Origin of the sequence: Alteromonas sp. CI.11.F.A3 (genome assembly GCF_032925565.1) — a bacterium.
Lineage (GTDB): Bacteria > Pseudomonadota > Gammaproteobacteria > Enterobacterales > Alteromonadaceae > Alteromonas.
On record NZ_CP136708.1, the window covers coordinates 3,910,698 to 3,935,151 of the forward strand.

Sequence of the window (24,454 nt, forward strand, 5' to 3'; positions counted from 1 at the left end):
ACTGCGGCGACCTCGTTAGCTAAGAGACAATGCTGCCTCTACCACTGCATCAGTAGTAATATTAAAGTGTTTGAACAAGTCACCTGCAGGTGCTGATTCACCAAACGTATCCATACCAATGATGGCGCCGTTGAAACCTACATATTTGTACCAGCTTTCTTTCGATAGTGCTTCAACTGCAACACGCTTAGTTACGCTAGAAGGCAATACGCTTTCACGATAATCTGCCGATTGGCGGTCGAAAACGTCGGTAGAAGGCATAGAAACTACGCGAACTGCTTTACCATCTGCACTTAGTTTATCTGCTGCTTCAACGGCAAGTTGAACTTCAGAACCAGTGGCAATAAAGATGTATTCAGGCGTACCTGCACAATCTTTAAGCACATAACCACCTTTAGTAACATCGGCTAATTGCTGTTCGTCGCGAGGTTGCTGCGGCAAACCTTGGCGAGTGAAAATCAATGTTGAAGGGCCATCGTTACGCTCAATCGCGAACTTCCATGCAATAGCTGATTCAACTTGGTCACATGGACGCCAGTTATCTAGGTTTGGTGTAGCACGTAGTGCTACTACTTGTTCTACTGGCTGATGCGTTGGGCCATCTTCACCCAAACCGATTGAATCGTGAGTGTATACGAAAATAGCAGGTTGCTTCATTAGTGCCGCCATACGTACCGCATTACGAGCGTATTCCATAAACATTAGGAAAGTTGCGCCGTAGGCTTTAAAACCACCATGAAGGGTAATACCGTTCATCATGGCTGACATACCGAATTCACGTACACCGTAGTAAATGTAGTTACCTGAAGCATCAGTGGCTTCAACGCCTTTACTGCCATCCCAAATGGTAAGGTTTGAACCCGCTAAGTCGGCAGAACCGCCTAGCAGCTCTGGTAGTAATGGGCCAAATGCATTTAATGCATTTTGTGATGCTTTACGTGACGCAATGTTTTGCGGGTTAGCTTGCAAATCAGCAATGATTTTGTCGGCTTTATCGCTGAAGTCTGCTGGCAAGTCGCCATTGACACGACGCTTGAATTCAGCCGCTAATTCAGGGTAAGCACTTTCGTATGCTGCGAAGGCATCGTTCCACGCACTTTCAGCGTCGCCGCCTTTGCCTTTCGCATCCCAACCGGCATAAATGTCGTCTGGAATGTCAAATGCACCGTGTTTCCACCCAAGCTTTTCACGAGTAGCAATAATTTCGTCATCACCTAATGGTGCACCGTGACAAGACTCAGTGCCTTCTTTGTTTGGCGAACCAAAACCAATCACGGTTTTACAGCAAATAAGCGTAGGCTGAGCGCTGTTCGATTTAGCTTGCTCAATGGCTGCTTTAATTTGCTCTGGATCATGACCGTCAACACCTTCAATCACTTCCCAGCCGTAGCTTTTAAAGCGTGCTGGCGTGTCGTCGGTAAACCAACCTTCAACTTCACCGTCAATTGAAATGCCGTTGTCATCCCAGAAACCGATAAGTTTACCAAGGCCTAATGTGCCAGCAAGGGAACAAGTTTCATGAGAAATACCTTCCATAAGGCAACCATCGCCCATGAAAGTGTATGTGTAGTGATCGACAATATCGTGACCGTCACGGTTAAACTGCGCCGCTAATACTTTCTCGGCTAGCGCCATACCCACGGCGTTACTTACGCCTTGACCTAACGGGCCAGTAGTTGTTTCAACACCAGGGGCGTACCCATATTCTGGATGCCCTGGCGTTTTAGAATGTAGCTGACGGAAGTTCTTAAGCTCTTCAATAGGCAGTTCATAGCCTGAAAGATGAAGCAAAGAGTACAACAGCATAGAGCCGTGACCGTTTGAAAGCACGAAGCGGTCTCTGTTTGCCCAAGACGGATTTGCAGGGTTGTGTGATAGAAAATCACCCCACAGTACCTCGGCAATATCAGCCATCCCCATAGGGGCGCCTGGGTGACCAGATTTGGCCTGTTGAACAGCGTCCATGCTTAAAGCACGGATGGCATTGGCAAGTTCACGACGAGAGGGCATGTTGTCTCCTGATTTATTTTGTAGCTGAATTTCGCTAAGGGAACACTGTGGGCAAAATCCCTTTGTTCAACCTTAAAGCGCTGCATTGCTGTATATCTTAATGTGGGCGTTATTCTTACCCATGCCACCATTCAGTTCAATGGCTTTTCATTGCCATTACCGAAAGTTGGCTAAAATAGTGAATATTCACATCATTCCTTTGCTAACCATTATCGCTTCTTTGGGCAAGCGTGGCTAAATTTACTCAATTATCTGTAAAAGTGATCCGCCACTGTCAACAAATCGTAACGAAAGGACTTTTAGACGTCTAGAAGTAAAGACTGGTATTTATACCTTGTTTTAGTACAATACTCACCTATTTTGAACAATAAACGCTTATGGAGCATGTATGGCCACGCATTTATTCACCTCCGAGTCTGTGTCTGAAGGACACCCGGACAAAATCGCCGATCAAATTTCAGATGCGGTTCTAGATGCTATTCTAGAGCAAGATCCTCGTGCCCGCGTGGCCTGTGAGACCTACGTTAAAACCGGAATGGTATTAGTAGGTGGTGAAGTCACTACCTCAGCGTGGGTTGATATTGAAGAAATCACACGTAAAACCGTAAGAGACATAGGCTACGTTCATTCTGATATGGGTTTCGATGCTGACTCTTGTGCAGTATTAAACGCCATTGGTAAACAGTCGCCAGATATCAACCAAGGTGTTGACCGCGAAAGTCTAGAAGAACAAGGTGCGGGCGACCAAGGCCTTATGTTCGGTTACGCCAGTGACGAAACTGACGTACTGATGCCAGCGCCAATTACTTACTCTCACCGCTTGGTTCAAAAACAAGCTGAAGTAAGAAAATCTGGCAAGCTAGACTTTTTACGCCCAGATGCAAAAAGCCAAATTACGTTTAAATACGAAAACGACAAGCCTGTAGGCATTGATGCGGTAGTACTTTCTACGCAGCATTGTGACTCTGTTTCTACTGCACAAGTACGTGAAGCAGTAATGGAAGAAATTATTAAACCGGTGCTTCCTAGCGAATGGCTTAATAGCAACACTCAATTTCACATTAACCCTACCGGTCGCTTTGTTATAGGTGGTCCAGTTGGTGACTGTGGTTTAACTGGCCGTAAAATCATTGTAGATACCTACGGTGGTATGGCCCGTCACGGTGGTGGTGCTTTCTCTGGTAAAGATCCATCGAAAGTTGACAGAAGCGCGGCATACGCGGGTCGTTATGTGGCTAAGAATATTGTTGCCGCTGGCTTAGCTAAGCGTTGCGAAATACAGGTTTCTTACGCCATTGGTGTTGCCGAACCAACGTCTATCAGCATTGATACTTTCGGTACTGGTGTGGTTGATGAGAAAACCTTAGTGGCGTTGGTGCGCGAACACTTCGACTTACGCCCTTACGGTTTAATCAAAATGCTTGATTTAGAACGTGCTATCTACTTACCAACGGCTGCCTATGGTCACTTCGGCCGTGAAGCATTCCCGTGGGAAGCGACTGATAAAGCTGAAGCACTCCGTTCAGCAGTATAATTTACTCAGCGGTATAACCGCTCAAGGCTGCTTACATAGCTCAAGGCTGTTGAAAGCTAAAGGCAGAAAAAGGGGCGCTTTACTATATAGTAAAGCGCCCCTTTTTAATTTCAGATATTTATCTATTTGGCCTTGGCTATCTCTATGTCCTATCTAGGCAGTTTCTATGCTGCATAGTAGCTATATAATGGCTATATAGACCCTGCAAACATAGAAGCACTACTCGTACTACCGCTCGCAATAACCATATCAGGCAAACCAAATCGCGCTAACGCGACATTTTGAAATTCTTTCTTATGGGTCACCTCGGTTTCAGCGAAATCAGGTGGTAAAAATTGTCGACTACTCATTTCACTGTCAAATTCTACTTCCACCACTTTCAAAGGTGCTAAATTACCGGTGAAAATGTCTACCACCAGCTGAGCACCAAAAAAGTCGATACGATATCGCTGCTTTTCCACCCGCATGTTTTGGGTTAACGGCCATAAATCAGCAAATTGCTCAGAGTCCAACGCAATTCGCGTATCTCTGCGTTTAAGGCCAACACCTTGTTTAACGGCCATGGTGTAGTTACCACCTTCGTCCCTAATTCGAATATGCTTATCCGGCTCGGTGGCCAAATAACCCTGTCTTATTGCCACAGGTTTTCGTGTATCTAACAAACCTTCTGGCACATAACTTACTAAAAACTTTCGTTCAAATTCCCATTCCGTTTGCATCACTCACCTCCGGCCATGTTCCCTATTTGAAAGTACTGCTTTGCCCACTAAATTGAAGTAAGTCTTACTACTACCCTTTAAAAGTTAGTTCACAATGGAAATATCTAACAAGTTTATTTTTCACCTTTTAGATAAAAGACTACACTTACTATTCAGCACCTATTTTTTGTTTCAGTTTTGTGTCATTTTTTAAGATAGAGATAGGCACTTAGGGCGAACAAAACACCTTTGTGACTTTGAAGCTACCACTTAAATTTATAATAATCGGTAGTCATAAGAACACGTTTACGCTGTCTCACTCGACTAGGAATTTATTCATGAAAACTTACCCAACTTGCGTGGTTTGTTTAATATTGCTTGCCCCTTTGAGTGCCACTTACAGCAAGGCCGCTGATTGGAAAGCTGCTGATTGGGATGGCTACTACGGCCCCATCGTGTTCAAAAGCGAAAAAATAGCAAAATGGAAAATTAAAAGTCGCTTTAATGAAACGCGCCTTGAATCCGTACCTGGCTATGATAATCATTTTAACGCCAGCAAAAACAGTCAACTCTCTATTCGCGCCCAGCGTGCATTAACACTACTTTTTAAACAGCAAATATATGCGTCGTTTAATACGACTCACTCACCTTTACAATACTATCCAGAATGGCGCTACATACCCGAAGACTTAGGCACGTTTACTCGATTAGGTTGGCTAGTTGGTGACGAAAGCGGTTTGAATATGGCGTTAGAATTTGAACATCGTGAGGTGGGAGACAAAGAAAACAATGCGCTTACGTTAGGTGTTCAATACTTTTTCTAATTTAAAAAAGCTGGTGCTAATTTTGGTGCTTTGCCGCTTCAACTTTATTACGCGTTTCCACATACGTGCTTTGAATAACCTTCGCATCGGTACTTGCTCGATGGCGACGATCGTCGCTTTGCGATTCAATATTAGTTTTTACATCATGCCAAAGCGCCATTTGAGGTTCGCTCAAGACATACTCCAACGCACGACATGAAAAAGACATTTGAACCGAGGCTGCTGCAAAAAGTTTAATAAGCCAAGGGTTATCTACCACCCATCCGTCGCTATACACAATGGTATTGCTTAAAAAGGCATTAAGCTCGTGGCACACTTTAATCGGACAAACGCCGTAAGTGTTTAACATGGCTCTGGTGATACCATGCAACGATTCTGCTTCTTGATCCCAATGAACCCAACTATCAAAGGGACGAATGAGTTTGCACCATTTTGCACCATCATAGCGCACTATCCCTATTTCAATAGGATAACTACGGGCACCAAACCCACTGGCTTCCACATCAATAATGGAAGGGGGATAATTTCTTTGCAAGCTAACTCCCATCTGCGCTGGCGTGATATACGCCTTGCCTTCTTTAAACCTAATAAACGAACTCAGAAAGCGCAAACGGAATTGAAAATCATACTTTGGTTGTATAATTAAAAAACAAACCGACACTTTATCTTCCTTGTTAATAGTAGAATCGTGCCAGTTTGTATCAATATACAATCAGAAGGCGGGCTGAACATAAAGTGACAGCCCGCTTTTAGGTAGGTATTACTCAGCCACTGCCAAGTTAAGAATTTGCTCACTGACCTCTGGGGTAATAGCCCCCGTTTCGCCAAGAGAAAGCATTTTGTTTCCTTTTAAGTTTTCTAGTACGGCATTCACTGCACTTTGCTTGTCGCCTGCATGCTCGGTAAGCTGGGTAGCCACTTCAAGGCTTTGATAGAACGCTTCGATAGCATCGATAGTGCGAAGGGCAATATCATCGCTTTGTGCTAAACCAAACACGTTTTGGCCCATCTGCGTTAACTTCGCTGATTTGGTCTCAAGTTGAACCCGTAGTAGTGACGGCTGAACAATCGCCAATGAACGAGCATGATCTACGCCATAAAGTGCCGTGAGTTCGTGGCCTATCATATGCGTAGCCCAATCTTGCGCAACACCTGAACCAATAAGGCCGTTCAGTGCTTGGTTTGCTGACCACATAAGGTTAGCGCGCCATGCGTCATCTTTGTTATCAATTTTTCCGCCAAGTTGAATTAGGGTTTTCAGCAAGGTTTCAGCGTAACCATCTTGAACCGGTGCATTTTGCGGAAAGGTTAAGTACTGCTCGCAAACATGAACAAAAGCATCCACTAAGCCGTTAACTACCTGGCGATGCGGAAGGCTTTTTATTACATCTGGATCTAATACAGCAAACTGCGGATAAACTAACGGAGACATAAACGCCAATTTTTGCTTTGTCGCTTTCTTACTAATAACAGAGCCGCCATTAGATTCAGAACCTGTTGCCGGCAAGGTTAAAATAGCGCCAATAGGCAGTGCCTTATCAACCTTGTGCTCACCAGTTAGAATGTCCCATCCGTCGCCATCGTATACTGCGCTAGCGGCCACATACTTGGCACCATCAATCACGCTACCACCGCCTACCGCGAGAATATAGTCAACGCCGGTTTCTTTAATTAGGGCAACAGCTTTGTCTAGGGTTTCAATGGTTGGGTTAGGTTCAACGCCGCCGAAAGATTCCCAGTTATAGCCTTCCAATGCTTTTTCTACTTGGTCGTAAACGCCGTTCTTTTTAATCGAACCGCCGCCAAACAACACGAGAACGTGGCTGTCTTTTGGAATAAGGGTGTTGATTGAGCCAATTTGTCCTTGGCCAAATTGAATGCGAGTTGGGTTACTGAATGAAAATTTCATGGTCTTTCCTCTATCATTACATGCCTGTGTTAATGCATAATAGTGCCATTATGTGTAAACAAACCGTCTATTTCTGGAAAAAATTTGCCTATTTCTACAAAAAATCCAGTTTCCACTTCTGATCTGGCTTTTTTAAGTCAAATTCTAAAACAGTTTTTAAACGCTAAAGGTAAATCGGCACTGAATGGCGTGAGCAAAACGGATATAGAAGGAGTGCGAGTTTTTCGCGATCCTCACGGAAGTCCTAAGCAGCCTCTACTTTATCAGTCGGGCATCATTATCATGTTACAAGGCACTAAACGCTTGTATGTTGATAATCGTGAAATTGAATACAAGAAAGGTGATTACATTGTTTTCGGTGTGCCTTTGCCTGCGCAGTGTGCAGCCACCTTAGACGATGACGATTGCATATTAGGTTTGGTCATTGATATTCCCGCATCGTTACTGGTAGAGCTTTCCCAATGGCGGGACGACAGGGCAAAAAACAGCCCTGCCCCTACGTTTACAGTAAGTCAGCAGTCATTAGATGAAAATATTACCGATGCTACACGCAGGCTACTACAAGCGTTAACACACGGTAATTGTGCACAGGCACTGGGAGCAGGTTTTGTGCGAGAAATTGTATACTATATCCTCAATGGCCCAGCTGGTCATGTATTATGTGGATTAACAGATAACGGCCACTATGCGAGAGTCGCACAAGCATTACGAACGATTCACGATGGCTATGCATCGATGTTAAATGTAGATTCACTTGCTGCAAGTGTGAACATGAGTGTATCTGGTTTCCACCGCGCATTTCGCGATGTCGTGCTGGATTCACCCGTTCAATATATAAAGAAATGTAGATTGTCTAAAGCCAGAGAGTTAATCGCGCGAGGTCATCGAGTGGGAGACGCTGCCGAAGCGGTGGGTTACAACAGCCTATCTCAATTCTCTAGAGAGTTTAAGCGCTACTACCAATTCACGCCAGTCCAAGATCGTCAATCTGCGAATTAATTGCAGCAATACAAATCACTTAACGCTGTTTTTCACCTAACAAAACCTTGCTAAAAGTGCAGTTTATGCATGACTAATAATTAAACAAAAATAGACGAAAGAATAAGGTTTGGAAGGTAAAACTAACCAATTAATGCTATACAATTACTAGCCTTATCCTCAACTTCAAGATTTTATGCGCTTACGTTTCACATTTTGGCTGTTAACGTTATTGACGTTAAGTCTTCACTCCAACGGCAGTGAGGCGTCTACACCACTTTATATTGGTATAGATGCTGACTTTTCGGCTGTCGCCGTGGACGGTGGTGTAGCCATTAAACGAGGCGTTGAACTTGCGGTAGATGAAATTAATAAAAAAGGGGGCTTGCTAGGCCGTCCAGTTGATATCCTCTTAAAAGATCACCGGGGCAACCCTGCCCGCGGTATTCACAATATTAAACAGCTCGCCACCAACAGCGATTTAATCGCGGTAATAGGAGGCGTACATACCCCTGTGGCATTAGCCGAACTTGAGACTATTCATCAACTTAACTTGCTTTATCTTGTTCCTTGGGCGGCGGGTACGCAAGTGGTAGACAACCAATATACTCCTAATAATGTATTTCGCGTGTCAGTCCGTGACGCCGAGGCGGGAAAAGTACTAATCCAGCATGCTGCTGCTCGCGGTATTAAACGCGTTGCACTCGTTTTAGAGCGTACTGGGTGGGGGCGCTCTAATGAGGCATCGCTAACCTTAGCTGCGGCCGAAGTGGGGCTCACTATAACCACTACCCGCTGGATTAACTGGCAACAGAAGAAATTTGAAGAAGATATATCTGCTATCAAGTCAGACAAAGCAGAAGCCATCATTTTAGTTGCAAATGCACCTGAAGGTGCGGTGGTAGTGAACGAATTAGCCGCCCAAAACCTCACAGCTTTACCTGTTATTTCCCATTGGGGCATTGCTTCAGGCAACTTTATAGAGCGTTTACATGTAGAGCCCGACTTACTGAATTTATCGGTCTTGCAAACCTTTCACTTTGATTATCAAAAGCACATAAAAGCCCAGCAGTTGTTAGAGGCTTATCACAGCAAATATGGCTTAGTCGATCCTGAAGCTATTCACGCGGTTACAGGCATTGCGCACGCGTATGACCTTGTCAATATGCTAGCATTAGCGGTAACAAAAGCAGGTACCACTGATGTAGATGCGCTACGAAACACTTTAGAAGACTTAGGTACTTTCGACGGTGTATTGAAAACTTATGACCCTGCATTTACCCCCACACAGCATGACGCATTAATGGCTAAGGACTATTTTATGGCTTCATTTGATAAAAAAGGTAACTTGGTCGTTCTGGAAAATCAGTAATGCAATTCCAGCCACCACCGCTTAGAAAGCGCTTATTAACCAGTATGTTACCCCGCTTGTTCGGGTTAATATTAATTGTAGCGTTAATGCTTTTTGCGTTTACCTTCTTTTTTGCCAAGCAGCAAATTGAGAGCGTTCAAAAACAGTCTATTGAAGGCTTAAAACATGATCTTTCTTTCATCGTTAACGATACCACTCGGCAGTTATCTGACCTTGCATCTAACGATATTATTATCAATTCACTGGTGGATTTAGAACAGCGGGATAATTACCTCCCTATGTTCTTTAGATCGTTAAAGTTAACCCAAACCCGCAATGTAGAATTTGCGTTATACGACTTTTCCGGCGAAATGGTTATTCAGAAAAATTGGAGTCATTCTATTTCTGAAAAACTAGATACTGCATGGCAGCAAAAGACCCTTGGCGCGTCGCTATCATTTTCTTCAATCACCCAAAATGGGGTGCTTTTTTCAGTTCCTGTTTTGCTAGGCGGTGCAGCAGAAGGTGCGTTAGTCATGTATGTGGAAAGCCTTCAAGCCTTACTAGCTCCCTACCCTAGACTAACCAACCAAATCGTTACTGAAGAAAATGGATTAGTACTTTTCAGCAGTGATCCTGAATTTATCATTCCCGGCACCCCGTTTAGTGATGTGGATACCATGGGCTATGTATTGCAGGACTCTCGCTATCAGAACTTAACTCTGTATAGCATTAAACCTATCGGCAACGCCCTTAAAGGTTTGTATTGGTTAGCACTACTCATGTTGGCCATTATTGTCGGTATTATCTTAGTTAACTTTCACATGATTCGTACCACGGCGCTGCTTGCTGAGAACACCCTGTCAGCCCTTTATAAAGACATTGTAAATCGTATTAAAGATACCGATATTCAAGAGCCAGTGGTTGTAGAAGAGGCCCGAGAATTAGCCAATATTCGCAGTGCATTTGATACGTTAATATCAGACCTTGCAGAGATGTCGTTATCAAATGAACAATTTTCTAATGTTATTGATTCGATGGGAGATATGCTCTTAGTGGTAGATGAAAACCATCGCGTGATGTTAAGCAACAAACGGTTCGATGCTTTTTGTGAAGATCAGTACGGAGAGCGTGAGGGTACGGTTAAGTACATACTCAACAAGCTCATTAATAAATCTTCTGGAGAGTTAAAACATTTCTCGGTAGAAGACGGACTAGAAAAGCATATTAAATGGACCAATACGCCACTTGAAGATGCTAACCATAACATTAAAGGCGCTATTTTCGTTGGAGTTGATTTCAGCACTCAGCGTTCCCTTGAAAGTCATGTGCAAATTCTTAATCACGCCATGGATGAAGCTACCGTTTCTATTATCATCGCTGATATCAAGCGCACTGGTCAGCCCATTATATACGTGAACAATGCATTCAGCCGTCTTACAGGGCACAATAAAGAAGATATTATTGGTAGAAATTGCAGGCTGATGCAGGGTGATGGTACTGATAGCCATGCAACAACACTGATCCGCAAAGCGATTGCAAACCGTGAACCCGTTGAAACCACAATACTTAACTACCGTAAAGACGGTACGTCTTTCTACAACAGGCTTATACTTACTCCTGTAAAGTCTGGAGGCGAAGTCACCCACTATATTGGTTTCCAACAAGACGTGACACAACAGCGTCAAGCCGAGCGTTATTTACAAGATGCGAAGCAAAAGGCGGAAGAGTCAGCGCATATGAAGTCTGGTTTCCTTGCCAGTATGAGCCATGAAATACGTACTCCTATTCACGGTATTTCTGGGGTACTGCAGTTGCTATCGAACTCCCCATTGAACGACGAGCAAAAGCACTACCTCTCGCTTGCTAATTTTAGTATTCAAGGCCTGCTACACATCGTTAATGACATTCTTGATTTCTCTAAAATTGAAGCTGGGCAACTTCAAATAGATGCTCAACCTTTCGATTTATTAGAAACCCTTGAAAGCTTGCAGTCGCAATACGCCATTTTGTGTCAAGAAAAAGGGCTTCGCCTTCATTTTCATTTTAACCTTCAAGGTTTTCATGTGGTCATTGGAGACTCGGTTCGCTTCCGGCAGATCCTCTCTAATTTGATTGGCAACGCAGTTAAATTCACCGAGAAGGGTGAAATTGACGTCACTACCACCATTGAACATACCAGCGATGATGAGCTTCGCTTAACCTGCGCAGTCAAAGATTCAGGGATAGGTATCGCAAAAGAAAAACAAGCAGGGATTTTTGAGGTCTTTACCCAAGAAGACTTGTCTACAACTCGCAAATTTGGTGGCACGGGGCTTGGCCTTTCTATTAGTAAACAGTTGTGTGAGCTTATGGATGGTGAAATTCGTTTAGAAAGTGAAAAAGGCGAAGGGAGTACTTTCACTTTCAACATTATGCTAAAAGAGGGTGACGATAGCTTAGTAGCGCCCCAGCGAAGTGCGGCTCATAGCCACAATACCGCAACACAAAAACGTAAAATTCTTATTGTTGAAGATAATGATATCAACCAAGTCATTGTGAAACAGCATTTAAGCGGCCACAAAACCTTGAGTGCGAAATCAGGTGTTGAAGCATTAGAAGCCTTAAAGAAAATGAAAGTGACTTTTGATTTAATATTGATGGACTGCCAAATGCCTGACATGGATGGCTTTGAAGCAACCCGTCGAATACGTCGCGGTGAAGCTGGCGAGCGGTATGTGAATGCCCCCATCATTGCACTAACAGCGAATGCCATGAAAGGTGACAGAGAAGACTGTTTTAACGCCGGCATGAACGACTATTTAAGTAAGCCCTTCGACATTCAAGACCTACTAGAAAAAGTAAACTACTGGGCTGAAAAGAGCACCGAAGCCAAATTACAGCTTAGCTGATTCAGCCCCTTCTTATCCTCTAAAATAATATGCACTTTGAATAGGGTAGATTTGTCGTCTATCCTATTTACACACATCAAAAAATTAACTTATTGATAGTAAATACCGTTAAGCAGCAATAGCTTAATATCAATACTTAATGAACCCTTGGTAAACATGACTCACACCGGTGAAATTAAAGCAGGTCAACAAGAAATGTTGGCAGTACGATACCGACGGCGCTATAGGCTCTGTCAAGTTTTAACCATATTAGGCGTTATTTTCTTATTTGCCTTAGGGAGTTTTAGCCTAGTCGACGGCGCCGAAGTCCTGGGTACTATATTAATCGTCAACGCCTTGGTCGGCTTACTCAATATTTATCTATTAAAACGTACCGGCAATGTTGAGCGTGCAGCCTCTATTCTAAGTGGCATTCTTTTCTTCTTATCAATGAGCTTAATCATTACAGGCGGTAAAAATAATACAGGGATGCTGTGGGTTTACCCTATTGTTGCCATCAATCTTTTTATCAATCGCTTTTGGCCTGCTGTATTTTGGTTTGTGATTTTCAGTGTGGCCAGTATTCTACTGCTATTTACGCCTGCTTCTATTTTGTTGATGACTAACTACTCATTCGTAGAAGCAATTCGGTTCATTCTAACGATGTTGGCGCTAAACGCTATTTGCCTAGCCGCCTTGCGGTCAGAGGAGCTAGCTTATAAAACGATTATGCAACTGCATGATGATGATATTCGCAAGATGGCCTATTACGATACGCTAACAGGCCTTCCTAATCGGTGGAGCTTTAAAACTAATTTAGAGCGCCTCTTGTCCCGAGCAGAGAAAGATAAACAACGCGTTGGCTTATTGTATATTGACCTAGACAATTTTAAGCAGGTGAATGACCAATACGGCCATGAAGCAGGCGATAGACTATTACTTGAGTTCAGTGAACGACTTTGGGAAGAAATCCGCCCTACTGATCAGCTGCTAAAGCCGCAGACAGAAAGCCTAGCAAGGCTAGCAGGTGATGAATTTGTTGTGCTATTGCGCAATATTAAAGCCCCTCTTGACGCCAGCGTCGTTGCAACACGTATCTTGAATATCTTCGACGGTGGTTTTAAAGTTGATGATGTAACCCATATGATTTACGCAAGCATTGGTATTGCTGTTTACCCTGATGATGCCACCGATCCCTCTACATTGCTGCATCACGCAGATGCCGCAATGTACGACGCAAAACATAACGGTCGTAATTGTTTTAAGTTTTTCACTCAGGAAATCGCCGATACGCTACGTCAACGCCAACGGATTGAAAAAGGCTTAAGACAGGCTTTAAATGAGGCACATTTCTCATTGGTTTATATGCCGATATTTGACTGTAACGACAATACCATCGTAGCGGTTGAAGTACTGCTACGCTGCCAAAGCCCTGAATTAGAAGGTGTTGGCCCTGACCACTTTATTCCAGTTGCTGAAACTACCGGCCTTATCAAAGAAATCGATTTATGGGTGATAGACAATGCTTTTCAAGCACTAGCAACTTTGCAAAAAGAACATCTATTTAAGGGACAGATTTGCATAAACATTTCAGGGGTGGAGTTGCATAACGACGCATTTCCCGCACAGGTAAAAAACCTATTAGAGCGTTATAACATTGCCCCAGAAAGTGTAGAGCTTGAGGTTACAGAGACCGCATTTGTAGCCGATGATGTAAGTGCCCTGAACACGTTAAAAGCACTGGATGAACTCGGGGTGTCTTTAGCGCTCGATGATTTTGGTACCGGCTACACTGCATTCAGTCAGTTAATACATTACCCTGCAGATTGTTTGAAAATCGACCGTTCTTTTGTGAACGATCTTTTTTCAGAACGTGAAGCGCGCAACAAGATGGTGATGATTATTCAAAATTTGGCAAAGCTTTACGATCTTCGCGTTATTGCCGAAGGCGTTGAAACTGAAGCGCAGATGACATATCTACGAGAAAATGGCTGTGACTGGGCACAAGGATATTATTTATCGCGCCCGTTACCTTGGGATAACTTACTCAAATTATTGAGCGCTTAAGGGAATGGTAAGTGAAGCAGACGCTTCACTTACGAAAAAAAGGTGGAGTTGGCCGATAAGCCGGGTTCTGTCGTGGGCAACCATTCCTCTAGATCAGCAATTACTCACTGATTCAAGCAACCTACCCGATCCCCATGCGGGCCACACGTTAAGGGATCCTATTTGGTCTTGCTCCGGGTGGAGTTTACCTTGCCACAACCTGTTACCAGGTGTGCGGTGCGCTCTTACCGCACCCTTTCAGCCTTACCGGCCATTGCTGGCTTAGGCGGTCTTCTCTCTGCTGCACTTGTCGTCGGCTCGCGCCGCCCAGACGTTATCTGGCACCCTGCCCTTTGGAGCCCGGACTTTCCTCCCCTTTCTTACGAAAGCGGCGATTGCCTGGCCAACTCCGCGGCGCATTCTACATGAAGATGGCCTATTTAGCGACAATCACTTGGCAGCTTTTAAGTATCGCCGTAAAAGCAGGTCTCTACGATGTTTTTATCCAGCAGTTTTGTGATGACAAAAACCTGATCTTCTGCCTGTAATACCGTGCTTCCTTTGGGAATAAGCGTACTTTCACCACGGGCGACTAACGCCACAACAGTATCTTCGGGTAACCCCAACTCTGAAATACTTTTGCCTGTTGAGGCAGACATAGAGTGAAGCACTATTTCAATGAGCTCCCGTTTATCTTTTGCCACTTTAACGATTTCTAGCGTATTCGACTCCCCCCGAGGATTATCGAGTACTAAGCCTAATTTACGTGCGGCAAAGGGTAAACTTGACCCTTGTAGCAAGGCTGAAATCATCACAATGAAAAATACCACATTAAAAATAAGCTCAGCGCTGGGTAATTCAAAAATTAGCGGAAAAATAGCCAAGATTATAGGCACAGAACCACGAAGCCCTACCCAAGAAATAAGCACCGAGGCTTTAAATGAAAACCGGCTTAATAATAACAATGGCATTGCCACCAGCGGCCGAGCCACAAAAATAAGCACTACCGCAATTAACAAGCCTTCTTTCCATGTGTGTAAAAGTTCAGAAGGCGTTACCAGCAAGCCTAAAATAACGAACATTGCAATTTGACTTAGCCACGCTAGGCCATCAATGAATACAAAGGTATTTCGTTGATAGGAAAATCGGCTATTACCTACGATTACGCCGGTAATAAACGTCGCCAAAAAGCCGCTGCCATTTAAGTTCGCCGCTAAACCAAAGGCCAACACCCCAAACAACATAACGAATACGGGATATAAACCTATTGCCATAAGGGTTACGCGCCTAAATAGCGCCACCGCTAAGCCCCCTACCACGGCACCTGTAATTGCACCCACCCCCATTTGGCTGGCAAACAACAGGGCTAATTCTGACGCCTTTGTACTGCTATCTTGAATAAGGGTGATAAGACCAATCGTGAGGAATATGGCCATTGGATCGTTTGATGCACTTTCCAGCTCTAGGGTTGCTTTTAGTCTTGATGGAATAGAAATACCCGCATTACGAAGTACAGAGAATACGGCCGCCGCATCGGTAGAACCGACAATGGCACCAAGCAATAATCCCAGATAAAGGGGCAAGTCGAGAATATACATGGCCGCTACACCCGTTATTGCCGCGGTACCAACCACGCCAAAAGAGGCGAGTAATGCAGCAGGCTTCCACGCCCGCCTAATAGACTTCTTTGAAGTTTGAAGCCCACCGTCAAATAGAATGAGGATAAGTGCGAAGGTTCCTATGGAATGCGCGGCATCGGCATTGTCAAAAGAAATTCGACCGATACCATCTTCACCAGCAAGCATACCCACCCCCAAAAAAAGAACGAGTACAGGTACACCAAAACGAGGAGACAGTTTGCTGACCAACACGCCGAAAATGGCTAATAAAGCACTGAGTAGAATGATGTGGTCTACGGCAAACACAAGTTATCTCCTTCTAACATAATAGTATTGAAGTATATAGATGAAATGGGCAAAGCGGTATTTTACCGCCCTACCTATTTCGATTTAAGCACTTAAGGTATATGTGCCAGCGACGCTTTTACCTCCTCGGCTGTTGGCCGAAGCTGTGCTTTCCCCTTTTGCTCTCTGCGTTTACCCAACATATGGAGTAACGATGAAGTAATAAACAAAGTAGATGAGGTACCTATAACAACGGCAAAGACCATGGGTACGGCAAAACTATTAACGGCGTCTCCCCCAACTAGCGCCATAGGTAACAACGCGAGCAACGTGGTTAACGAGGTAAATACCGTTCTGCTAAGCGTGCTATTTACCGCTTCATTAATAATATCAGCCAGCGAGCGCTCTGGGCTAATTCGCAGTAACTCTCTAACGCGGTCTAACACTACCACTTTATCGTTAATTGAATACCCGATTAAGGCCAACAGTGCGGCTACCGCGGTAAGATTAAACTCAATTCCGGTTAAGGCAATAAAACCAATGGTTTTGGTTAAATCAAGCAGCACGGTAAGTAATGCCGCGGTAGCAAAATGCGCTTCGAACTGAAACCATAAATAGGCTAACATTCCCCCGCCCGCAATCAGCAAAGCCAAAATGGAAAGATCGGCAAAACCATCACTTACTTTAGGCCCTACAACATCAACCTTGTTAAATACCACCGTGCTGTCAGCGTCTTGTATCTCCTGTTTTAGCGCTTCAATATTGCTGCCTTGCGTAGCAACTGTATTAGCGTCGGTATTTGTACCGGTATTAGCTCCTGTATTTGCTCCTTTATTAGATAAAGCGTTCGATTGTTCCGATACTGGTGCACGTAATAAGTACTGATTCTTTGCGCCATACTCTTGAATAGTAATATCTTCAAAGTGGTGCTCTTTTAACACTGTGCGCAACTGCTCCGTAGAAAGCTGCGGCGCAGAAATTTCCATCATAGTGCCGCCAGTAAAGTCTACGCCATATTGCAGGCCAGGCTTAACGAAGAGCGCCATTGAGCACAGGGTTAATATCAGTGACACGCTCAACGCTAATTTTTTAGACTTTAAAAAGTTAAACGGCCCCAATTTATCGGCCATGACTAACAATGGAGAAGATAAATTAATCGGCTCTCTTTGGTGCTTGCGAATTGCCCGTTGCATTAGCAACTTAGTGAGCGCTACCGAGGTAAATAGTGAGGTTATCAAACCTATCGCAATGGTTACCGCAAAGCCTTTCACCGGTCCGCTGCCAAAAACAAAAAGCAAGCTAACTGCTATTAGCGTGGTGAAATTTGAATCAACAATGGTGCCAAACGCTTTATCAAACCCGATTTTAAGTGCACCACCTGCTGGCCGCCCTTTTTTGGTTTCTTCACGAATACGTTCATTGATTAAGATATTGGCATCTACCGCCATGCCCATGGTGAGTATTAGCCCAGCAATACCAGGAAGAGTAAGTGTGGCACCAAAGAGGGTAAGCACGCCAAATACCAGTGCCATATTCACCGTAAGCGCTACACTCGCAATCGCGCCCCAACGGCCGTAAATAGCCAGCATAAAGACTAAAACACCCAGTGCCCCTGCAATGCCGCTTTTCACTCCGGTTTCAATAGCATCGCTTCCTAAATCAGGCCCAACGGTACGCTCTTCAATAATATGCAGTGGAACGGGCAACGCCCCTGTGCGCAGCATTAATGCCACATCTTGTGCTTCGCTCATGGTAAAGCTACCGGTAATTTCACCTCTGCCACCGGGAATAACACTATTGATAACCGGTGCAGTGACTACCGTGTCATCTAATACAACTGCCAGCACGCGGCCTATATTGTTTTTAGTCATGGTGGCGAATTGCCGCGCACCGTCATTATCTAAACGAAACGTCACCACGGGTTGACTGGTTTCAGGGCTAAACACCGCTGCCGCATCGGTAATATGCTCACCTTCTAGTGCCACATGCTTTTCAAGCAAATACTGCCTGTCGTTAATGTCGGCGCGAATAAAGCTCTCACTATTGTTCACCTGAGTTTGCCAATGAAAACGCATTTGCGCCGTTGTACCTAGTAAGGCTTTCACATTGGCAGGGTCTGAAATGCCGGGCATTTGCACTAAAATAGCATCGCTACCTTGGCGGGTAACACTGGGTTCTGTGAGACCGGTTTCGTCAAGCCGTTTACGCACAACTTCGAGGCTGCGATTGATGGCATCTTTTACTACTGCTGCTTGATATTCCTCAGTCAGCTCAAGGACAATCACATTCCCTTTTTGACTAATACCTTTTGGAGCAATACCTTTTGGAGCAGTGCTTTGCTGGATAACGCTTTGCTGTGTAAGAAGAAGCGCGCTACTACCGTCAGATTGTACCGACACTTCACTTGCCCGTTGTTTAACTTTGTAAAGGTCGTCGGGGTTCGAAAGTGTAAATTGAACACTTAGCCCTTGTTTAGAAGCATGTTTAACGTAGCGAATATTTTGTTCTCTTAAGTCACTAAAAAGCGCTGAAGAATAGGTGTCTAACTGCCGAGCAAATAACGCATCGGTATCCGCTTCTAACAATAAGTGAGAACCACCTTGTAAATCCAAACCAAGGGAAAGCGTGTGTTGGCTGTACCACTGAGGTACATGCTGGCGAAGCGAATCGGGTAAAATATTGGGGGCGGCGCTAAGTAGGCCTAGTAATATAACTAGCGCATACACTAGGCCACGAAATGAAAATCGTGTCATAAAAAGTCCTGCAATAAACCTTTAAAAAATGAGAAGCACTGCAAGTGCAGCGCGTGATATCAGTAAGGTATTACAGAGAAGAAGGTGGGCCGCGACTCGATATGCCCCTCCAGTGAAAGGCAATATATTCAAAGGGCTTGCTAAAAGTAGCACCCGAGAAATCGGCGAGTACTATATTGAGTCGATACCCGCCGGGCAGTAGATGTTGATCAGAATTGTCTACATCAGCGTCTTGCTGTTGACTATGCTGGGCAAATCCAAAGCGCGTAGCAACAGAAAGTCCAAAATCGGAAAAGGATATCTGCGGAGTTTGTTCGTTAAACGAAGCCGAATCATTCGTGGAATAAGCTGAAAATGGCGCGCTGAATACAAGTACCGACACCACAATAGAAAACACCCACGCATAAACTGAAGACGCGTAGTTTTTCTGAAATGATGAGTGATCGTCATTGAGACGTTCAGGCTTGAAACGATGCATGGAGCGGTAGTGATAACTTTTTATTATTCCGTTGCGCTGTATATGGGTATGAAATGGTAAAAAGCAAATCAGAGAGTTGCTTTTAATGCCTTTTCAATTGTAACTTCGGGCTCTTCCGCTACCATTGCTTTAACTTTCAAGCCTATCGATATTTGCACTACTGAAATGGTGATATTGACTAATATTAAGATGAGCTCGGCTCCACAATCACTCACTTGCAGCTCAATATCACTGTCGGATTTATTTACATAAAATTAACTCAAGTTAAACAATTAAGATTGGTTAAAATGTAAGCATCTGAATTAAAATGCATTTAAATCATTGGCTCGATTAATGCCTATTAATCCATCAATTATTAAATTTTTGGAAAACATTATGAAGTTACGTTTCAGACTTTACACTCTTATTGCTGCTTCATTACTTCCCCTTCAAGCAAGCGCGGCCGTTATCCCAACGGGCTTGGACATCAGTGGTTTTTTACTAACCGATATAATTGAAGGTGATGGAAACATTACTGCTTCTTTAGATAAAGTCGAAAATGGTATTACTGTGCCATCGACCACAATTTCGGGCCCACTTGATACCACAACTACCACTGGTGACAATCCGTTAGAGATAGACCGGCTTACCAACACCAATTCTGGGTTTAAATTCGACAGCAATTTTAATGGTGTAGCAGGTGCTTTGGGGGAATCCTACTTTGACGGCCAGTTCCTCTTTGTTACTGAGAACCAAACTTCTGATGACTTTTCGCTTTCATGGTCACTTAACTTTAGCTTAACCGCAGATGCTGGCGGAGATGCTGCCGGTGACTTTGTGAATACCTACCTACTTTTAGATGATGTTTTTAGTACCTTGTTCGAACGAGATTTATATTCTGATACTTTATTAGGCGATCTCCTAGTTACCGACGGCGTAGAGTCTGAACCCGGTACGCGAGGAGCTGCAATTAATACCTCGGGCGTGTTCTCTTTTATGCAAACCGTAAGTGCCGGTAGCACCAATGGATTTAGCGGAATTTTCGGACTCCAATCCTTTCTTGATAACACACTGGGGGCTCACAACAGCTTAATAAGTTTTGATATCACATTGTCTGGTATTGAGAACTTATCCACTCCCCCCCCACCAACCAATGTCAATGGACCTGCGTCACTTGCGCTTATATTCCTGAGTCTTGGTCTTATGCGTTTATGTCGTCGCAAGTAGACAACGAACAAGCTCAACTAAATTAGGTTGTCGCTTACATTTAGCATTCAAATTTTAATTTATTAGTTATAAACACGACTTCCTTGAAAGTTTGCAGTTGGGAAGCGCGATAGAATAGGACGTTTTTTATGAAAAAACTCAGATGTATCACGCCGCTTGCCACTGTAAGCCTGCTGATAGCCAGTATCCCACTAACCGCACAAGCAAACTGTGGCTCATACGCCTATATTGCCAGTATGTGTCCATTTGCTGGTAACTTTGCTCCGCGCGATACAGCCTTTGCGCATGGTCAGTTATTACCTATTTCGAACAATACTGCACTATTTTCATTGGTTGGCACTACTTATGGCGGTGATGGACGCACCACCTTTGGCTTGCCCGATATGCGAGGCAGAGTTGCCATTCACCAAGGACGAGGGCCTGGTTTGTCAAACTACTCCATTGGCAGTAAAGGGGGGCTTGAACAAGTCACATTAACTTCTAACCAGCTTCCTTCGCATACGCATACCGCTACAACAGTAGCCACGGTAACCGTCAACAATACAACGTTAAATGCTGAAAGCACGGTAATGTTAATGGGAAGTGATTCTGTAGCTAATATCGCCTCACCAGCAGGTAATTCATTGGCGCAGTTGGGGGGGCGAAGAGCTCGAATGTACGCCAATACCACTCCCGACGTGGTGATGAGTAACGACGCTGCCACGCTCAATGTGAGCGTTGATGAAGCTTCGCTTAGCACTGGCGTCAAAACTACGGTAGGGAATAGCGGAAATGGCCTATCCCATGAAAATCGACAGCCCTACCTCGCCGTTAATTGGATCATTACCTTATATGGTACTTACCCTTCACGCGGATAACACAAGAGAACACGTAAAATGAAAACATTACTTCAACCTGTGTTACTTACCTCGGTAGTACTAGCTGGAATTTACACCTCCCCAGTAAGAGCTTGCGAAACCGAGCCAATGCTAGGCAGCTTGTGCACTTTTGCCTTCAACTTTGCGCCACGAGGCTGGGCAATGGCGGATGGGCAAATTTTATCAATCAGCCAGAATACAGCGGTGTTTGCACTTTTTGGAACGACTTACGGAGGTGATGGTCGTACAAGTTTTGCCCTTCCGGATTTACGCGGTCGGGGGGTTATTGCTCCAGGCCAAGGCCCGGGGCTTACTAATTATAGTTGGGGTCAAAGCGTTGGCGCCGAGACGGTGGCGTTAACCGCCGCCCAAATACCGGTTCACACCCACACAGCATCAACAACCATCGAGGTCAATATTGCAGATGATAGTGACAGTGTTACGACCGCCGCTATACTAAAAAGCGCAACATCTTTAGGCGATTCAGCGACACCTTCCGCAACTGTTTTTGCTCAAAATGTTGCCAGTGCTAACGCCTATTCGACCGCTGCGCCTGATGTTGCGTTATCCCCCGACAGCATCGCAGTGTCGCTATCAGGCAGCTCTAACGCAACAGTGACGACGGCAATTACCCCAACAGGAGCAGGACAGCCACATTTAAACCGAATGCCGTATCAAACCCTCACTTGGGCCATCGCGCTTCAAGGCCTATTCCCCAGTCGCTCATAATATAAAAAGGAAATTAATCATGAATAAATTAACGTGTTGGATTATTGGTGCGACAGCAGTAACTGGGTCTATGTTCACTCCTCATGCCATAGCGTGCCCATCGAATCCAACCATTGCGCAAATGTGTGTGGTAGGTTTTAACTTTGCACCCCGAGGGTGGGCGTTTGCAAACGGCCAGTTATTACCTATTTCTCAAAATACTACTCTGTTTTCACTGATTGGCACTACCTATGGTGGTGATGGCCGAACAACTATGCAGTTACCCGATGCCAGAGGGCGTGTTTTAATTGGCGCAGGTCAAGGGCCTGGCTTATCTAACTACAGGCTGGGGCAGACTGGCGGTGTTGAGTCAGTAACACTATCAATTCAAGATATGGCTATTCATAACCACAGTGCCACATCCACCGCTAATATCACTGTTGAAATTACCGGTACACTGCAACTAACGGGCGCTAGCGGCAGAGCAAATCAAGCTTCTCTAAATGCAAATACCATGGCCAGAACGAGTGGCTCTACGCGAGTCTATGCGGTGGCAAATGGTGATGTTCCTGTTGTTGATATGCATGCGGATAGTATTGTAGTTACTTTGCCAACAATTGATGTTAATGGCACAGGCGAGACAACACTTGGAGATGCCGGTGGCAGCCAAGCACATGAAAATCGCGCTCCCTCATTAGCGATGCATTGGATAATTGCGTTGGAAGGAATATACCCATCAAGAAGCTAGCACATTCATATATTGCATTGCTTTGTCTGCTGTCAGCAGGAAAGGCTATTGCTGATTCACAGAAAACTGTTGATTCGTCGCAGTGGACAGAGCAAGTAAATCAAGCGCAAGCATTAGAACAGCAAGGTCAACGTGTTCAAAGTGTGGCTTTGCTTAAGAAGTTTGCTGATGCTGGCAATGGGTTAGCGCAATTTAGTTATGCATGGCGCATTAAATTAGGTTCCAGTGAAATAGCGGCCAATCGCTCGCTTGCGTGTGAGTACTTCGTTAAATCTGCGCAACTAAATATTCCTGTGGGCGCACAAGAGGCTGGTCATTGTTATCGCGACAATATAATAACTCGTTCACAAAGCAAACATACACAGCTAGCGAAGCGGTACTACCAAATTGCTATCGACAATGGTTTAGTTGCTAGTTATTGCGATATAGCTGCGTTACAACGAAGTAAGCCAACAATAGAACTTAATCAATTGGTTGCTCAGTGCGAACAAGTCGCTGTGCAAGGCGCTGTTTATGCTCAAGAAATCCTTGTAGATATATACGCAAATACCAAAGGTATTAATAATAATGATAAAGCGATTTATTGGTTAAAAATTGCCGCTGAAAAATCGGCGAAGTCGGCATATCGCTACGCGCTAACCCTACATCAATCTGGGCAGATCAAATCTGAACTCATTCGTTATTACTTTGAGTCAGCAGCATCCAAAGGGTATATTCCTGCCTACTTAGAGACAGCGGCTTTGTATTATAATGCAGCTGCTGAAGAAGTGTCTGATGACAACGCTGGAGCACTCATTGCAAAAGCCTATTTGTGGTCTAAAGCCTGGCAAGTCAGGAACCCTCAGAGTGAAGCCCCAAAATGGGTAATTCAAATAGAACAGCAAATACCGCCACAATGGAAAGAAGAACTCAATCTGAAAGTGTCGGAGCACGTCAGTCAGCATGGGACTTAGAGGCTATAAATTAAATAATAATTTGTAAACGATTAATCTCTTTCGCGATTAGCATGGTACAAGTTATGTTAATCACCATGTTGAGGAGAACATCATGTTTAGCGCCGTACCTACTCTGGATATACTGCTTAAAGGCTTACTGCTAACCACCATGAGCATGTTTTGGGTGGTGTTGCTGGTACGAGTGAATGGACTACGTTCTTTTTCAAAAATGACCAATTTTGATTTCGTGATGACAGTGGCAGTAGGTTCGTTACTAGCAAGTGCGTCTCAAACCAATAGTTGGAGCGCGTTCTTTCAGGCCATGATTGCTATGGCGGCACTGTTCTTAGTGCAGTTCGTAACAGCGCGATTACGCAGACGCTCCGATAAAATTGAAGCACTGATGCAAAATACCCCTGTTATATTAATGCGCGACGGTGAAATTATTGATTCCGCGCTAGCTGAAACCCGGGTGGCTCGTAGCGATCTTATGGCAAAGCTTCGAGAAGCAAACGTACTAGACATGCAACAGGTTAGAGCGGTAGTGCTGGAAACCACAGGCGACATTTCAGTGCTTCATGGCAACCATTGTGCAGATGAAGTGCTAGAAGGGACGAGAACAATTCAAAAAGAGTAAGGCTCTGT

General features: G+C 44.4%; 19 protein-coding genes and 1 other RNA gene. 12 read left to right on the forward strand and 8 right to left on the reverse strand.

Annotation, left to right across the window (positions count from 1 at the left end; all coding sequences use genetic code 11):
* Positions 1-15: 15 nt before the first annotated feature.
* A complete protein-coding gene (gene tkt, locus R1T43_RS16810) occupies positions 16-2,010 on the reverse strand; it encodes a transketolase (protein WP_317350440.1) in 1,995 nt (664 codons plus the stop codon).
* Positions 2,011-2,398: 388 nt separating this feature from the next.
* Between tkt and metK the strand changes: the two genes are divergently transcribed.
* A complete protein-coding gene (gene metK / locus R1T43_RS16815) occupies positions 2,399-3,544 on the forward strand; it encodes a methionine adenosyltransferase (protein WP_211069826.1) in 1,146 nt (381 codons plus the stop codon).
* Positions 3,545-3,735: 191 nt separating this feature from the next.
* Here metK and R1T43_RS16820 read toward each other — a convergent pair whose 3' ends face one another.
* Positions 3,736-4,263 (reverse strand): hypothetical protein, encoded by a 528-nt coding sequence (locus R1T43_RS16820; protein WP_211069827.1) that lies wholly within the window; start codon positions 4,261-4,263, stop codon positions 3,736-3,738.
* 317 nt (positions 4,264-4,580) lie between these two features.
* Between R1T43_RS16820 and R1T43_RS16825 the strand changes: the two genes are divergently transcribed.
* Positions 4,581-5,066, forward strand: a complete 486-nt coding sequence (locus R1T43_RS16825; protein WP_211069828.1) for a hypothetical protein — start codon at positions 4,581-4,583, stop codon at positions 5,064-5,066.
* Between the two features lie 16 nt (positions 5,067-5,082).
* Here the strand turns inward: R1T43_RS16825 and R1T43_RS16830 are convergent, their stop codons facing one another.
* Positions 5,083-5,613, reverse strand: a complete 531-nt coding sequence (locus tag R1T43_RS16830) for a hypothetical protein (RefSeq protein WP_410549027.1) — start codon at positions 5,611-5,613, stop codon at positions 5,083-5,085.
* A gap of 213 nt (positions 5,614-5,826) precedes the next feature.
* Positions 5,827-6,975, reverse strand: coding sequence for an iron-containing alcohol dehydrogenase (locus R1T43_RS16835; RefSeq protein WP_317350442.1), 1,149 nt, complete (start codon positions 6,973-6,975; stop codon positions 5,827-5,829).
* A gap of 84 nt (positions 6,976-7,059) precedes the next feature.
* Between R1T43_RS16835 and R1T43_RS16840 the strand changes: the two genes are divergently transcribed.
* From R1T43_RS16840 to R1T43_RS16855, 4 genes are all read left to right on the forward strand, one after another.
* Positions 7,060-7,974, forward strand: coding sequence for an AraC family transcriptional regulator (locus R1T43_RS16840; RefSeq protein WP_317350443.1), 915 nt, complete (start codon positions 7,060-7,062; stop codon positions 7,972-7,974).
* A gap of 175 nt (positions 7,975-8,149) precedes the next feature.
* Positions 8,150-9,325, forward strand: a complete 1,176-nt coding sequence (locus R1T43_RS16845) for an ABC transporter substrate-binding protein (protein ID WP_317350444.1) — start codon at positions 8,150-8,152, stop codon at positions 9,323-9,325.
* Positions 9,325-12,195 (forward strand): ATP-binding protein, encoded by a 2,871-nt coding sequence (locus R1T43_RS16850; protein ID WP_317350445.1) that lies wholly within the window; start codon positions 9,325-9,327, stop codon positions 12,193-12,195. Before R1T43_RS16845 ends, R1T43_RS16850 begins: the two co-directional genes overlap by 1 nt.
* Positions 12,196-12,351: 156 nt before the next feature.
* A complete protein-coding gene (locus R1T43_RS16855; RefSeq protein ID WP_317350446.1) occupies positions 12,352-14,241 on the forward strand; it encodes a putative bifunctional diguanylate cyclase/phosphodiesterase in 1,890 nt (629 codons plus the stop codon).
* Between the two features lie 40 nt (positions 14,242-14,281).
* Here the strand turns inward: R1T43_RS16855 and rnpB are convergent.
* The 4 genes from rnpB to R1T43_RS16875 all read right to left on the reverse strand — a co-directional run bounded on the left by rnpB (position 14,282) and on the right by R1T43_RS16875 (position 19,355).
* Positions 14,282-14,631, reverse strand: an RNA gene (rnpB, locus tag R1T43_RS16860) — RNase P RNA component class A.
* A gap of 53 nt (positions 14,632-14,684) precedes the next feature.
* Positions 14,685-16,145 carry a potassium/proton antiporter gene (locus R1T43_RS16865; RefSeq protein WP_317350447.1) on the reverse strand — a complete coding sequence of 487 codons (1,461 nt, stop codon included), beginning with the start codon at positions 16,143-16,145 and terminating at the stop codon, positions 14,685-14,687.
* 92 nt (positions 16,146-16,237) lie between these two features.
* The gene (gene secD, locus R1T43_RS16870; RefSeq protein ID WP_317350448.1) at positions 16,238-18,877 is read right to left on the reverse strand and encodes a protein translocase subunit SecD; all 2,640 of its coding nucleotides are present in this window, start codon (positions 18,875-18,877) and stop codon (positions 16,238-16,240) included.
* Between the two features lie 70 nt (positions 18,878-18,947).
* Positions 18,948-19,355: a hypothetical protein gene (locus tag R1T43_RS16875; protein ID WP_317350449.1), complete on the reverse strand. Its 408-nt coding sequence runs from the start codon at positions 19,353-19,355 to the stop codon at positions 18,948-18,950.
* 375 nt (positions 19,356-19,730) lie between these two features.
* Here R1T43_RS16875 and R1T43_RS16880 point away from each other — a divergent pair, with 375 nt between their 5' ends.
* From R1T43_RS16880 to R1T43_RS16905, 6 genes are all read left to right on the forward strand, one after another.
* Complete coding sequence (locus tag R1T43_RS16880) at positions 19,731-20,561, forward strand: hypothetical protein (protein WP_317350450.1); 831 nt, start codon at positions 19,731-19,733, stop codon at positions 20,559-20,561.
* Between the two features lie 128 nt (positions 20,562-20,689).
* Complete coding sequence (locus tag R1T43_RS16885) at positions 20,690-21,418, forward strand: phage tail protein (protein WP_317350451.1); 729 nt, start codon at positions 20,690-20,692, stop codon at positions 21,416-21,418.
* A gap of 18 nt (positions 21,419-21,436) precedes the next feature.
* On the forward strand, positions 21,437-22,147 hold the full coding sequence (locus tag R1T43_RS16890; protein WP_317350452.1) for a phage tail protein: 711 nt from the start codon (positions 21,437-21,439) through the stop codon (positions 22,145-22,147).
* 19 nt (positions 22,148-22,166) lie between these two features.
* Positions 22,167-22,874 carry a phage tail protein gene (locus R1T43_RS16895; protein WP_317350453.1) on the forward strand — a complete coding sequence of 236 codons (708 nt, stop codon included), beginning with the start codon at positions 22,167-22,169 and terminating at the stop codon, positions 22,872-22,874.
* Entirely contained in the window at positions 22,832-23,827 is a 996-nt protein-coding gene (locus R1T43_RS16900; protein ID WP_317350454.1) for a hypothetical protein, read from the forward strand. Before R1T43_RS16895 ends, R1T43_RS16900 begins: the two co-directional genes overlap by 43 nt.
* Before the next feature lie 94 nt (positions 23,828-23,921).
* Positions 23,922-24,446, forward strand: coding sequence for a DUF421 domain-containing protein (locus R1T43_RS16905; protein WP_211069837.1), 525 nt, complete (start codon positions 23,922-23,924; stop codon positions 24,444-24,446).
* Positions 24,447-24,454: the final 8 nt, after the last annotated feature.